General features: G+C 44.5%; 13 protein-coding genes. 7 read left to right on the top strand and 6 right to left on the bottom strand.

What is annotated here, in order from left to right:
- The first annotated feature begins 526 nt into the window (after positions 1-526).
- Complete coding sequence (gene hpf, locus ASC49_RS06795) at positions 527-922, top strand: ribosome hibernation-promoting factor, HPF/YfiA family (RefSeq protein WP_055462474.1); 396 nt, start codon at positions 527-529, stop codon at positions 920-922.
- Positions 923-1,050: 128 nt separating this feature from the next.
- Here the strand turns inward: hpf and acnB are convergent, their stop codons facing one another.
- Together acnB and ASC49_RS06785 are read right to left on the bottom strand one after the other, a co-directional pair.
- On the bottom strand, positions 1,051-3,651 hold the full coding sequence (gene acnB, locus ASC49_RS06790) for a bifunctional aconitate hydratase 2/2-methylisocitrate dehydratase (RefSeq protein ID WP_055462473.1): 2,601 nt from the start codon (positions 3,649-3,651) through the stop codon (positions 1,051-1,053).
- A gap of 219 nt (positions 3,652-3,870) precedes the next feature.
- Positions 3,871-5,592, bottom strand: a complete 1,722-nt coding sequence (locus tag ASC49_RS06785; RefSeq protein ID WP_055462472.1) for an SUMF1/EgtB/PvdO family nonheme iron enzyme — start codon at positions 5,590-5,592, stop codon at positions 3,871-3,873.
- Between the two features lie 95 nt (positions 5,593-5,687).
- On the opposite strand from ASC49_RS06785, the gene miaE reads away from it, so the two are divergent.
- Entirely contained in the window at positions 5,688-6,299 is a 612-nt protein-coding gene (gene miaE, locus ASC49_RS06780; protein WP_055462471.1) for a tRNA-(ms[2]io[6]A)-hydroxylase, read from the top strand.
- A gap of 121 nt (positions 6,300-6,420) precedes the next feature.
- Positions 6,421-6,732, top strand: a complete 312-nt coding sequence (locus tag ASC49_RS06775; RefSeq protein ID WP_055462470.1) for a hypothetical protein — start codon at positions 6,421-6,423, stop codon at positions 6,730-6,732.
- A gap of 50 nt (positions 6,733-6,782) precedes the next feature.
- On the opposite strand, the gene ASC49_RS06770 is transcribed toward ASC49_RS06775, so the two are convergent.
- From ASC49_RS06770 to queC, 4 genes are all read right to left on the bottom strand, one after another.
- Positions 6,783-7,562 (bottom strand): UDP-2,3-diacylglucosamine diphosphatase, encoded by a 780-nt coding sequence (locus ASC49_RS06770; protein ID WP_055462469.1) that lies wholly within the window; start codon positions 7,560-7,562, stop codon positions 6,783-6,785.
- Positions 7,563-7,566: 4 nt separating this feature from the next.
- A complete protein-coding gene (locus ASC49_RS06765) occupies positions 7,567-8,064 on the bottom strand; it encodes a peptidylprolyl isomerase (RefSeq protein WP_055462468.1) in 498 nt (165 codons plus the stop codon).
- Positions 8,065-8,097: 33 nt separating this feature from the next.
- Positions 8,098-8,748: a 7-carboxy-7-deazaguanine synthase gene (queE, locus tag ASC49_RS06760; protein WP_055462467.1), complete on the bottom strand. Its 651-nt coding sequence runs from the start codon at positions 8,746-8,748 to the stop codon at positions 8,098-8,100.
- Positions 8,749-8,864: 116 nt separating this feature from the next.
- The gene (gene queC, locus ASC49_RS06755) at positions 8,865-9,524 is read right to left on the bottom strand and encodes a 7-cyano-7-deazaguanine synthase QueC (RefSeq protein WP_055462466.1); all 660 of its coding nucleotides are present in this window, start codon (positions 9,522-9,524) and stop codon (positions 8,865-8,867) included.
- Between the two features lie 165 nt (positions 9,525-9,689).
- Between queC and ASC49_RS06750 the strand changes: the two genes are divergently transcribed.
- The 4 genes from ASC49_RS06750 to ASC49_RS06735 all read left to right on the top strand — a co-directional run bounded on the left by ASC49_RS06750 (position 9,690) and on the right by ASC49_RS06735 (position 13,452).
- Positions 9,690-10,634 carry a bifunctional helix-turn-helix transcriptional regulator/GNAT family N-acetyltransferase gene (locus ASC49_RS06750; protein ID WP_055462465.1) on the top strand — a complete coding sequence of 315 codons (945 nt, stop codon included), beginning with the start codon at positions 9,690-9,692 and terminating at the stop codon, positions 10,632-10,634.
- Position 10,635: 1 nt separating this feature from the next.
- A complete protein-coding gene (locus ASC49_RS06745) occupies positions 10,636-11,364 on the top strand; it encodes an AzlC family ABC transporter permease (protein ID WP_055462464.1) in 729 nt (242 codons plus the stop codon).
- Positions 11,351-11,680 (top strand): AzlD domain-containing protein, encoded by a 330-nt coding sequence (locus ASC49_RS06740; RefSeq protein ID WP_055462463.1) that lies wholly within the window; start codon positions 11,351-11,353, stop codon positions 11,678-11,680. Before ASC49_RS06745 ends, ASC49_RS06740 begins: the two co-directional genes overlap by 14 nt.
- A 101-nt stretch (positions 11,681-11,781) precedes the next feature.
- Entirely contained in the window at positions 11,782-13,452 is a 1,671-nt protein-coding gene (locus ASC49_RS06735) for a glutamine--tRNA ligase/YqeY domain fusion protein (RefSeq protein ID WP_055462462.1), read from the top strand.
- The last annotated feature ends 5 nt before the right edge of the window (positions 13,453-13,457 follow it).

The following is a 13,457-nucleotide window of genomic DNA, read 5'->3' as shown; positions in this document are numbered from 1 at the left end:
TATTTTTATATTCAAAAAACGACACGGTGTATGCATAAATCGACCTAAAAATAATCCTAAAAAAAGATATTATTTATAAATATAAACTCACCTCATACATTTAAATTAATATAAGTTCTAATTCATATACGTCATTTTTTATTCAATAAACGACATTATAGATATGTGACTTTATCAATTAATTTTCTTAAATTTTTGTTTTTATCGCAGGAAAGGAGAATCGATATCATGAATAGTTGAGTTAGGCATAGAGCCAAACTAGCAAGCTTAGATGAGCATCGGTGGGGGATCTACAAATCAAGTGGCGTACTGCACTAGTACTTTTTGCTCAAAAAACAATCAAAAAGCTAATGAATTGAATTTAAAGGCTTTTTATTTTTTGCGGTGACACCTTGCTTGCTACTATTTCTTACTCTTTTTACACAAAGGGAGTTGAAAAACATTTCATACGGCCTTAGTTTATTAGTGTGACAATGAAACGCTAAACGTCCCCGCTTAAATGGGATAGGAATAAGGAATAATTATTATGTACACATTAGATATCAGCGGTCACCATGTACACACTTCGGAAGAAGTTCAGGCAACGATTAAAGAAGGAATGGATCAGCTTGCTGACATCAACAGTCACATCACCTCGATCAACGTTATAGTTAATTCTGAAAATCACCAGAACAAAAGTGAGCTGATTGTTGAGGCTCGAGTTCATATTCCAGGGCATGATCTGTTCGCATCTGTGACGACGGACAAACAGCTTGGTGCTGCAGTGGATGCCTTGGTTGAAAAGTTGGAGAAGCAGCTTTTAAAACACAAAGCGAAACACGAGGGTCGTAAACATCACCCTGATGCACGCGATGTAGAGTCTCAGGAAGAGCGTGAAGAACAAGAAGAGTTTAATGAACTAGAACGCCGTGATGCGATCTAATTCATGACTTCGTAAGATAGAGAAGGGCGCTGTTAGCGCCCTTTTTTGTGCCTGCTATTTAAAACGAGATCGAAAATAAAAAGCCCGCCTAGTTGTCTAAGCGGGCTTTTAAGCTCAATCAGTTGATCTTACGCAGTCGCGTCAGTAGCGATCACAGAAGAGGCTTTCTTAACGTACTCGCCCATTTTGTCGAAGTTTAGGTAGTTGTAAACTTCAGATGCCATGCTGTCGATCTTAGTTGCGTACTCTAGGTATTCTTCAGTAGTAGGAAGCTTACCAAGTAGAGATGCAACCGCTGCTAGCTCAGCAGAAGCTAGGTACACATCAGCGCCATTACCTAGACGGTTAGGGAAGTTACGAGTAGAAGTAGACACGACTGTTGCCTTGTCTGCTACACGTGCTTGGTTACCCATACATAGAGAACAACCAGGCATTTCCATACGCGCGCCCGCTTTACCAAAGATGCTGTAGTAGCCTTCAGCTGTTAGTTGCTGTTGGTCCATCTTAGTTGGTGGTGACACCCAAAGACGAGTAGGCACGACCTTACCAGCAGCATCTAGAAGCTTACCTGCGGCACGGAAGTGACCAATGTTGGTCATACAAGAACCGATGAATACTTCATCAATCTTCGCACCTTGAACATCAGATAGAAGACGAGCGTCATCTGGATCGTTCGGCGCACAAAGAACAGGCTCTTTTAGGTTATCTAGGTCGATTTCGATGACCGCAGCGTATTCAGCATCTGCGTCAGCACGCATTAGGCTTGGGTTAGCTAGCCATGCTTCCATTGCTTTAGCGCGACGCTCAAGTGTACGTGGGTCGCCGTAACCCTCTGCAATCATCCAGCGTAGCATTACGATGTTAGATTTTAGGTACTCTGCAACAGATTCTTCAGATAGGTTGATTGTACAACCTGCTGCTGAACGCTCTGCAGACGCATCTGAAAGCTCGAATGCTTGCTCTGCGGTTAAGTGCTCTAGACCTTCAATCTCTAGAATGCGGCCAGAGAAAATGTTTTTCTTACCTTTCTTCTCAACAGTCAGATGACCATCTTGGATTGCTTGGTAAGGAATCGCATGTACTAGGTCACGTAGTGTGATACCTGGTTGCATTTTACCTTTAAAGCGAACCAATACAGATTCAGGCATATCGAGTGGCATAACACCCGTTGCTGCCGCGAAAGCAACAAGGCCAGAACCCGCAGGGAAAGAGATACCTAATGGGAAACGAGTATGAGAGTCGCCACCTGTACCTACTGTGTCAGGAAGAAGCATACGGTTCAACCAAGAGTGGATGATGCCGTCGCCTGGACGTAGAGAAACACCACCACGGTTCATGATGAAGTCCGGTAGGGTGTGGTGAGTGACCACGTCAACTGGTTTAGGGTATGCCGCAGTGTGACAGAAAGACTGCATAACAAGGTCTGAGCTGAAGCCTAGACATGCAAGGTCTTTAAGTTCGTCACGAGTCATAGGACCAGTAGTGTCTTGAGAACCTACAGTCGTCATTTTGGGTTCGCAGTATGAGCCTGGACGGATACCGTCAACGCCACATGCTTTACCAACCATTTTCTGAGCAAGAGTGAAACCTTTACCAGAATCAGCAATGTCACCTGGTTTAAGGAATAAGTCAGAAGTACCTAGACCTAGAGATTCGCGTGCTTTATTAGTCAAGCCACGACCGATGATCAGTGGGATACGACCGCCAGCACGTACTTCGTCAAGAAGAACTTGAGTTTTAAGTTCAAACGTTGTGATAACGTCATCTGTACCGTGTTTCTTAACAACGCCTTCGTATGGGAAAATGTCGATGATATCGCCCATTTCCATACCATCAACGTCCATTTCAATTGGTAGTGCGCCGGCATCTTCCATGGTATTGAAGAAAATAGGGGCAATCTTACTACCGATACAAACACCACCACCGCGTTTGTTAGGGATGAATGGAATGTCATCACCCATGTGCCATAGTACAGAGTTTGTTGCAGATTTACGGCTTGAACCTGTACCTACCACATCGCCTACGTATGCTAGAGGGAAGCCTTTTTCTTTAAGCTCGTTGATCTTAGAGATCGGGCCGATTTCACCGTCAAGATCTGGTGTAATGCCGTCACGAGCCATTTTAAGCATCGCATTAGCATGAAGTGGGATGTCTGGGCGAGACCAAGCATCAGGTGCTGGAGAAAGATCATCAGTGTTTGTTTCACCAGGTACTTTAAATACCGTCACAGTGATTTTTTCTGCAAGCTTAGGTTTAGATGTGAACCACTCGCCATCTGCCCAAGATTGGATGATGGCTTTCGCGAATTCATTGCCTGCTTTTGATTTTTCTTCTACATCGTGGAATGCATCGAAGATAAGCAGTGTATGAGACAATGCTTTAACTGCGATAGGTGCAATTTCAGCGTCATCTAGACATTCGATTAGTGGTTGAATGTTGTAGCCACCAAGCATTGTGCCTAGAAGCTCTGTCGCAAGTTTTTTATCAATAAGTGGTGAGGATGCCTCGCCTTTAGTGATAGCTGCAAGGAAGCCAGCTTTAACGTAAGCTGCTTCGTCTACACCTGCAGGAATGCGGTTTTTAAGAAGATCAAGAATGAAATCTTCTTCGCCTGCTGGTGGATTTTTAAGAAGCTCGATAAGTGCAGCGGTTTGTTCTGCATTTAATGCAGTTGCTGGAATACCTTGAGAGGCACGTTCTTCGACGTGTTTACGATATGCTTCTAACACAATAGTTCCCCTATATTTGGACATCGTTCTTAATGATCGATGTTGTTTAAAGCCTCAGCTTTGTTGTGTGATTTTCCAAAAATCCAACAAAGCCTAGCACTGGCAAATTAATCCGTTTGAGTATTCTATATAAAAATCAGAGGAGTTAGGCAGTTATCGCCATATATATTTAGAATAGGTAGTATTTATGTCACTTATTCGCTTAGCGGCCTTATAAAGTTACGGTGATACCAAACGGACAACACGGAACCCCCAATTGCTGGCTCGTAACGTCGGTTCGGCTCGGTAACGGGTCGAACTGCGCCCAACTGTTGGTACATCAAACCAAGAGCCACCGCGCAACACACGGCCATCACATTGATCGGACAACCAAACCTGATTAGTTGTTGGTGCTCCCTGATAGTTATCGTGATAACAGTCCTCAACCCATTCGGCCACGTTGCCGTGCATGTCGAAAATACCTAGGGGGTTACTGGCCTGCGAACCTACTGGGGCAGTTGATACGCCGTCCCATTGGCTGCCACAGCTATCACAAACACTGTAACCAGGTTTGACTTCGTTGCCGTACCAATAAGCCGTTGTCGATCCTGCACGGGCAGAATATTCCCATTCTATCTCTGTTGGGAGTCGGTATTCTGCCCCTGTTTGTTCTGATAACCACGCGGTATAAGCTTTGGCATCGTACCAGCTGACATTGATCACTGGTCGATTTTCTCGCCCCCAACCATTATCTGGTGGCGCGATGCGACCAGTTGCTTTGGCGAAGCGGTCATATTGGGTAAAGGTGACTTCGTTTTTGCTGAAGTAGAACCCTGTTGGAATGTCCACTTCATGAACAGGGGATTCGTTGGCGTCTCCCGAGTTATTAATGTCTCCCATCTTAAATTTCGCTGGGGCAATTTTTTCAACTTTCGGTGCCTTGCCGCCATCTTTTAAATCTTCTTCTAACATTTGCGGAAGAGCATCAAAGCGACTTTGGTTACTGACAACAGGTGTTTTACCTGCTTGCGCGGTTGACTCAGAATTCGAGGGCCATAATAAAGTCGCCGCAATTGTAGATACAGCAAGCACACCCATACCTACACCAGCATAAATGACCTTAGATGATTGTGCTCTAGGGCGTGGCGGCGGTGGCTCTACGGTGGCTTTGGCACTATTTGTAAATAAATTTGCGCGAAGCAGTCGCATGACTTCAATCAGTGATTTTGGGCGATGACGCTCTGCAGGACGTGCCCATTGTTTGATTTTTTTCCAAGTTTCTTGATTAAGTTCCTCGTGATGATGAGGTAACGCGTCTACTTTGCCATTATCAAGCCATGATTCCCCAACCAATGTGGCGACTAATAAGCGCATGAACATGTAATTATCAGAGGCAACAGACATAGTTGGTCGGCGTTTACTGTATTCAGGTGGAATAAAACGTCCGTCCATATCCTGGTCGGTGATCTTATCGAGCCAGCTATGAGTACCGAATCCGGTGAGCACTCCTGCACCATTAACGACATGAACGCTGCTTAGATCCAAGTGTCCATGAATGTAGCCATGCTGATGTACCTGATCCAATGCTTTAGCAATGGGATCAAAGATACTCAGTACAACCTTTAAGGAAGCGCCATCTGGATATTTCCCCAAATAGCTAAATAAGCGTTCACCACCACAAAGAGCATAGATCGAAAACACCCAAAGATTAGAGTAAAACGGCGGGTAGCTGCGAGTGATCGACGGGTGATTGAGCTTTGCGTGGCGCCGTGCAATGGATAAAAACTGGTTAACTTCACCGCGATCAGAGCGGTAAAAGCGTAGCACAAATGATTGGCCGCCTTGGTCGGCAACCCATACACTCTTATCGTCGCTTAATGGATAGTTTAATACGTAGGGATCTACCTCTACGCCAACCTGCTGTCCAATGCTTAGTTTCGTTACGTCGTAATATTGATTCATTGCCGAATTGATATCCAAATCAATGTTTTGCTTGTGCTGATAATGCGGCTTAATCAGAGTATAATCCGTTTTTTTTCAGAGAAAAGGTAGCCTTGATGTTAACTGATTATCCCGAGTTGGTAGCGTTTTTGCCATGCGAATCCCCAAAAGAGTGGGTTCAGTGGGCTTTGGAAAACGAAAACCTTCTATTAATCGATCACGCACACTGCGAAAAGAAAGCCGCTTCTACTGCGATGAATCTGATGTATCGCTATGTTGATCGGGAGAATCTGTTACATAAGATGTCACAGTTGGCCCGAGAAGAGTTGCTGCATTTTGAGCAGGTTTTGAAAATTATGCGTAATCGTGGTGTGGAATATGGCCATTTGGAAGCATCTCGCTACGCCAGCGGCTTGCGCCAGCATATTCGTACCCATGAGCCAGCTAAGTTGATTGATACCCTAATCATTGGCGCTTTCGTTGAAGCGCGCTCATGCGAGCGATTTGCAGTATTGATTCCTCATTTGGACGATGAAGTCGCGAAGTTCTATAAATCCTTGTTGAAGTCTGAAGCACGTCATTTTGAAGATTATTTATCACTGGCAGAAGAATATGCTGGAGAGCCGATTGACGAGCGCGTGCAGTTTTTCCGAGAGATTGAACGCCAACTCATTACTGAGCCAGACGTTGAGTTTCGAGTGCACAGCGGGCCTCCAAAAGCAGCTTGATACTGGATTCCAGTACAATTGTTTACTTAATTAAAACAAACGTTTGTGAAGAATTTCCTTCACAAACGTTTTTGATGTGCTAATCTCGAAGTAACTGCTCTAACAAGAGGAGGGCGTTACGATGGGCACACAAATGAATGATTTACTGCCAGATGTGACTTATTGGCTAACATTGCAAATTGCCAAGAGCGATCCAGGTATCGATCTTGAACAAGTGTATCAAGGGACTGTCGAGCTTGATTATTTATATCAAGTGCTAACAAGTAAGGCTCAGCAACACTGGTGGTCAAAATACGGTGTTGAGTTAAGTCCGGTGACGGTTAACAACGCCTTCTTTCGTGCAATTGCTGTCCTCCACGATCGAAATTTAGAGTATAAGCGCTCTCGAAATCGCGCAGAAACGGATTGGGTGAGAGAGCTTCTTCATTTATAAAAAAAGAGCAGTTCAACTGCTCTTTTTTGTTTCTAGATTACCAGCTTGAGTTAGCCTAAGCTTAGGTATTGTGTCTTTGACCAATCTTTTATCGCTATTGGGCTACTGAGATAAACCTGCGTTGCAATCTGATATTGACTGATGCCTTCGGCGTTCATAACAGCGCACCACACAAATTCATCCCAATCTCCGAGTACTAGGCGAGGGACGTAATCGTCTTTATGTAGTGCTGGGCGGTGGGTATGACCATGAATTAACAGATCTGTGTTTGCTGATAAAGCTATATTGATCGCATCGGTATTCACATCCATGATATCCATGCTTTTGTCTGCAGACATGTTCTTAGAGTCGTTTCGCAGTTTTTGTGCTAACGCTAAGCGTTGTTCCAGTGGCATGCTTAAGACTTGCTGTTGCCATTCTGGTTTCCGTACCATGGAGCGAAACGCTTGGTATTCTTGGTCATCTACACAGAATTCATCACCGTGAGTCAAAACAATATTAAGCGGTGTTTGAAGCAACGCAAATTGTTCGTTCAGCTCGGTAACATGATGGCGTTCAAACCAGTCTTTACCGACTAGAAAGTCGCGGTTTCCTGCAATAAAGAATGTCGAAATGTCGCGCTGATGTAACTTGGCAAATTGCTGATCTAAGGCTTTCATCCAATCGGGTTGGTAATCGTCGCCAATGTAGGCTTCAAAAAAATCCCCTAGGATATATAACTCGGATGCTTCAGTGCTTTGGCAAATTTCATCCGTTAGATGTACAAACGCCTGGATTAAATCCAGGCGTTTGTCACTCAAATGTAAATCTGAGATGAAGTATCGAAGCATGAGCTTATTCTTTGATGAGCTCAGCAGATTCGATGATAACGTCTTCAGCAGGAACATCTTGGTGGCCTGCTTTGATCGTTGTTTGAACTTCTTTGATCTTATTTACAACGTCCATGCCAGCTGTCACTTTACCAAAAACTGCGTAGCCCCAACCGTCTGGAGTTTTGCTACGGTGGTTTAGGAAGCTGTTGTCAGAAACGTTGATGAAAAACTGTGCAGACGCTGAGTGTGGATCCATTGTGCGAGCCATTGCTAAAGAGCCAGCAACGTTTTCTAGGCCATTGTCTGCTTCGTTTTCGATTGGCGCACGAGTTTCTTTTTGTTTCATGCCAGGCTCAAAACCACCGCCTTGGATCATGAAACCGTTGATTACGCGGTGGAAGATCACGCCATCGTAGAAGCCAGATGTTACATATTCCTCGAAGTTTTTAGCCGTTTTTGGCGCTTTTTCGTAGTTAAGTTCGATAGTGATATCGCCAAAATTCGTATGGAAAACGATCATGTAACTTTTCCTTTAATTAGTTGGTGTATTAAATCAATCAATGCCTAGCATTTTATGTGTTTGTAGACTGAGACGCCACTGTGGATTCTGCAAACAATAGCGAATTGTCTGTGCTTGAGCATCATCTATGCGCTCTCGACCTTCAGGAAGTGCACCTTGATCCATTGGTTGGAGGTAAAAGTGATCAAATTCAAGGTCTGTAAATAAATGTGGTGGTAGGTGATCTTGTGGAAAGATCAGTTTTAGTTCGCTACCACGGTTCACAACTAGCGGATCCGTTGTTTTCGGGCTAACGCATATCCAATCGATACCATCAGGAAGGGGGAGAGTGCCGTTGGTTTCGATGGCTAACGTGTAATTTGCCGCTTTGGCCGTTGCAATGAGTGCATCATCTAGCTGAAGAGCGGGCTCGCCACCAGTAAAGATAAGATATTTATGGTCAGTATTGGTCGGCCATAGTTTGTCTAGATGCTGTATAAGTGCTCCGGCGCTATGGAACTTGCCGCCATTTTGACCATCGGTCCCGATAAAATCGGTATCACAGAATTGGCATGCGGCGCTGGCGCGATGTTTTTCTTTGCCAGTCCATAGATTACAGCCGGTAAAGCGGCAGAAGATCGCGGGGCGACCAGCATGAGCGCCTTCACCTTGTAGGGAATAGAACGCTTCTTTAATTGAGTACATGGTTATTCCTTCAAACACCCGAAAACAGTCGGGGCTGATAGCGATAACAGTCATTAGCGAATTGCTTGGCAAAGGCTAAATCGGGTTAAGCAGTCGTTTAGTGATCGATTTGACCTTTAAACTTCATAAATTAGTGGGTCCGTTACGCCTTGTTCGGCAAACGCTTCTAATCGTTCATTACAGGCGCCGCATTTTCCGCATGCCTTTTCACGCCCATTGTAACAAGTCCAAGTGTCGGCATAGTCCAAATTCATCCCTAAGCCAGCCGCAAGAATCTCGCCTTTAGAGCTGTTAAGGAATGGAGTCACGATTTCAACAGGTTCGTAGTTAGCAATTTTAGATACCGCATTCATAGCGTGAACGAATTCTGGTCGGCAATCGGGGTAAATGTGATGATCACCCGAATGAGCGCCGTAATACACTTCTGGGGCTTCTAATGATACGGCATAAGCTATTGCCATGGATAAAAGCACCATGTTGCGATTCGGAACGACGGTATTTTTCATGCTGTCTTCAGCATAATGACCTTCTGGGATCTCAATATCACTGGTCAATGATGAGCCAGCCATGAGGCTATTAATGGCGGAGATATCAACAATTTTGTGCGAAATGCCGTGCTTAGCGCAGACGGCGGCCGCTACATCAAGTTCTTTACTATGGCGCTGACCGTAGTTAAACGACAGTGCGTAAACCTCTTTTCCTTCGGCAAGTGCTGTGTGCAGCACTGTGTATGAATCCATTCCTCCTGAATAGACCACAACGGCTTTGTTTGACATGGAATGTTTCCCCTTCGTTTTGAGGTCGCGAATTATAGCAAATAGCCTTCCAGTAACCAGTATTAATGGGGAATTGCTTTATTTCTGTTTAAACAAGCCTTGTGCGTAACTGGTTACGTATATAATATTCGTAACCAGTTACATAGTTTTAAAGAGGTATTGTTTGTGGAGCAATTTGGTATTTTGTCGCTGGGCAGCCGCCTTAAGCGCCTAAGTGATTTTCTTTATAGTGAAGTGCAAGCCGTTTACGCCAATGAAGCGCTTATGATTTCATCAACTTATTTTCCAATATTGCGTTTACTACAGCAGGAGCATTCGTTGTCTGTTGTGCAGATTTCTGAGCGCTTAGGTTTGTCTCATCCAGCGGTGAGTAAGCAAGTGACAAAGATGCTAAAAGAGGGGCTGCTGTTAAAACTTCAGGATGAGCATGATCAGCGCCGTTCAGAGATTTGCTTATCTGAACTTTGTCGTTGTGAGATGCAGAAGGCCGAGCCCGTTCTGACAGCCATCGGAAAAGAACTTGAATACTATCTTAATCGGGAGTCCGGCTCTTTTATGCAGCAACTAGAAGGCCTAGAAAGCCATCTTCTCAATGCTCCCTATGCCAAGCGAGTCATCTTGCGTTTACATCCAGACATGTTGACCATCAAACATTGCCAAACAAACAGTGAATTTGCTGCATTCAAAGCGTTGAATGTGGCTTGGTTGGAGCGCTTTTTTGTTAACGACATTTATGAGAAGGACCACCTGCTGTTAGACGATCCACAGGGGCAGATTCTTAATAAGGGCGGTAAAGTAAAAATTGCGACCTTAAATGACTGTGTGATTGGTGCGTACTTCATTAAGCCTAGTGATCAAGGTGTGATGGAGCTAGGTAAACTGGCGGTGAGTGAGCCATTTCAGCGTTTAGGTTTAGGTGAGCGATTGTTACAAGACGCCATTATTGAGGCGCGAGAGATGGGGGTGAAAGCGCTAATGCTAGAGTCTCATACATCGCTTGCGCCGGCCCTTGCTCTGTATCAAAAACTGGGCTTCAAAGTTGATAGCTCAAATGAACCGTACAGTGTGCCTCGTGCAAACGTTCGGATGATTAAGGATTTGGAGGCCTAGCATGAACGCTTTTCAAAACGCACAGCGTGGTGCATTAGCTTCCATTCCGATGATCATTGGCGGGATCCCTTTTGGTCTTTTGTTTGGATCATTAGCCGCTGCTAATGGTCTCAGTATTTGGTTCGCAATAGCCATGTCGAGCATCGTTTTTGCAGGTTCAGCGCAATTTGTTGCGCTTGGGCTTATTGCTGTTGATGCGCCTCTTTGGGTAATTATTCTGACCACCTTCGTGGTGAATCTACGTCATATTCTTTATGCCGCAGACCTATTGCGCTTTGTGAAGCATTTGCCAATAAGACTGCGCTTGTTTATGGGTTTTGGCTTGATTGACGAAACCTATGCGGCCGTGCGCCCCATGTACGATATGGGATCAGCGAATAAAAGTAATGGCCATCAGGTGTATATAGGCTCCTTTCTAAGTTTTTATTTTATGTGGAATGTCACCACCATAGTGGGTGCCTTAGCGGGTGAATTTATCCCAGGCATCAGTGAATGGGGATTAGAGTTTGCTATGGTGGCAACTTTTATTGGTATTGTGACTCCGTATCTAAGAAATGTGCCTTATTGGGGAGCATTTGTTGTGGCAATTGTTGCTTCAATCGCACTAAAGGATATGCCGAATCATTTAGGGCTAATTGTGGCGACTTTGCTGGCTGTGCTCGCAGGTTATTTTCTAGATCACATGACAATCAATAGTGCTCAAAAAGGAGTGGCCAATGACGACTGTTGAATTGGTGTTGATTATTGTTGGGATGTTCTTGGTTACCTATGGCATTCGTGTAGTGTTGTTTGCTAGTGCTCATAAGGCAGAAATTCCCGAATGGCTTGATAAAGCGTTAAAGTTTGTACCCATTTCTGTGCTGACAGCCATTATCGCGCCTATGGCACTGACCAATAGTGAAGGGTTAGCGCTGAGTTTTATGAATCCATGGTTTGTCGGGGCTCTGACGTCACTTTTGATCGGTTTAGTATTTAAGCGTCAATTGCTTACCATTTGTGTTGGGGTGTTGGTATTTTTCTTAATGAAATTGTTGTTGGTTGCTTAGAAATCGCTTTTGAGCGTACCAATCAACAAACAAAATCAGATATACTTGTGCGCTAATTTTTCTAATCGTTACATGAACACCAATCGGGATTCGAACATAACATGTCAGAAGCGTCTAAAACTGGGAATTTCATCACCCAAATTATTGATAAAGATAACGAAACTGGCAAACATGGCGGCAAGGTCTTAACACGCTTCCCGCCTGAGCCAAACGGTTATCTTCACATCGGCCATGCTAAATCTATCTGCCTAAACTTCGGCATTGCTCAGCGCTACCAAGGCCAATGTAACTTACGCTTCGACGATACCAACCCTGAAAAAGAAAGCGTTGAGTACATTGAATCCATCAAACGTGATGTTGAGTGGTTAGGCTTTAATTGGGCGGATGAGCCTAAATACGCGTCTGACTACTTTGATCAATTGTTTGATTTTGCTTGCGAGCTAATCAAAGCTGGCAAAGCATACGTTTGTGAGTTGAACGCGGAACAAATGCGTGAATACCGTGGCACCCTAAAAGAGCCAGGTAAAAATAGCCCCTACCGTGATCGTACACCAGAAGAAAACATGGCGTTGTTCATGGAGATGCGTGACGGTAAATATGCCGACGGTGAAAAAGTGCTTCGTGCGAAAATTGATATGGCTAGCCCAAATATCAACATGCGTGATCCGATTATTTACCGTATTCGTCATGTTCACCACCACCAGACAGGTGATAAGTGGTGTGTTTACCCAATGTACGACTTCACTCACTGCCTATCGGATGCATTAGAAGGCATTACGCACTCTATCTGTACTCTTGAATTCCAAGATCACCGTCCGCTTTACGACTGGACATTGGAAACGCTGAATACATTCCATCCGCAGCAAATTGAATTTGCACGTTTGAACTTGAACTACACGGTAACAAGTAAGCGCAAGTTGAAGCAGCTAGTAGACGAAGGTCATGTGGAAGCTTGGGATGATCCACGTATGCCAACGATTTCTGGTATGCGTCGTCGTGGTTTTACGCCAGCATCGATTCGTAATTTCTGTGAACGTATCGGCGTCACTAAGTCTGACAGTATTGTCGACGTCGGCATGCTAGAACACGCAATACGTGAAGACTTGGATGCCAACGCTAATCGTGCAATGGCGGTTCTAAATCCAATCAAGGTAACGTTAACTAACTATCCAGAAGATAAAGAAGAAATCTTCACGTTAGGCAACCACCCGAAAAATGAAGAAGCGGGTACTCGTGAAGTGCCGTTTAGCAAAGAGCTTTTCATTGATGCGGCGGACTTTGAAGAGGTAGCGCCACGTAAATGGAAGCGTCTAAGTCTAAATGCGGCGGTTCGTCTACGCGGTGGTTACGTGATCACTTGTAACGAAGTGATTCGTGATGCAGAGGGTAACGTAGTTGAATTGCTATGTACTTATGATGAAAACACGTTAGGTGTGAACCCTGAGGGTTACAAACCAAACGGGGTTATTCACTGGGTAAGTGCGAAGCATGCCGTGGATGCAAAAGTACGTTTGTATGATCGACTATTTAACGACGAAGCGCCTGATGCGAAGCATGAAGGCAAAACATTCCTAGATTTCATTAACCCTGAATCTATGGCTATTGCCGAACATGCGAAACTTGAACCTTCTCTGGCGCAAGCTGAGCCTGGCGTTGGTTTCCAATTTGAGCGTGAAGGTTACTTCTGTCGCGATTTAAAAGAAGAGGGTATGGTATTCAATCGTACCGTCACACTACGTGATTCTTGGGCGAAAATCGAAGCAAAAGGCTAAGGCAT

Source organism: Marinomonas fungiae (assembly GCF_001418205.1).
GTDB classification, from domain to species: Bacteria; Pseudomonadota; Gammaproteobacteria; order Pseudomonadales; family Marinomonadaceae; genus Marinomonas; species Marinomonas fungiae.
The sequence above is the reverse complement of the archived record's forward strand: the minus strand, read 5'-3'. Positions and strand labels throughout refer to the sequence as shown.

Bases quoted from the DNA above. Each gene is read 5' to 3' on its own strand.
- hpf (WP_055462474.1), top strand. From the start codon at position 527: ATGTACACATTAGATATCAGCGGTCACCATGTACACACTTCGGAAGAA.
- ASC49_RS06785 (WP_055462472.1), bottom strand. From the start codon at position 5,592: ATGAATCAATATTACGACGTAACGAAACTAAGCATTGGACAGCAGGTT.
- miaE (WP_055462471.1), top strand. From the start codon at position 5,688: ATGTTAACTGATTATCCCGAGTTGGTAGCGTTTTTGCCATGCGAATCC.
- ASC49_RS06775 (WP_055462470.1), top strand. From the start codon at position 6,421: ATGGGCACACAAATGAATGATTTACTGCCAGATGTGACTTATTGGCTA.
- ASC49_RS06770 (WP_055462469.1), bottom strand. From the start codon at position 7,562: ATGCTTCGATACTTCATCTCAGATTTACATTTGAGTGACAAACGCCTG.
- ASC49_RS06765 (WP_055462468.1), bottom strand. From the start codon at position 8,064: ATGATCGTTTTCCATACGAATTTTGGCGATATCACTATCGAACTTAAC.
- queE (WP_055462467.1), bottom strand. From the start codon at position 8,748: ATGTACTCAATTAAAGAAGCGTTCTATTCCCTACAAGGTGAAGGCGCT.
- queC (WP_055462466.1), bottom strand. From the start codon at position 9,524: ATGTCAAACAAAGCCGTTGTGGTCTATTCAGGAGGAATGGATTCATAC.
- ASC49_RS06745 (WP_055462464.1), top strand. From the start codon at position 10,636: ATGAACGCTTTTCAAAACGCACAGCGTGGTGCATTAGCTTCCATTCCG.
- ASC49_RS06740 (WP_055462463.1), top strand. From the start codon at position 11,351: ATGACGACTGTTGAATTGGTGTTGATTATTGTTGGGATGTTCTTGGTT.
- ASC49_RS06735 (WP_055462462.1), top strand. From the start codon at position 11,782: ATGTCAGAAGCGTCTAAAACTGGGAATTTCATCACCCAAATTATTGAT.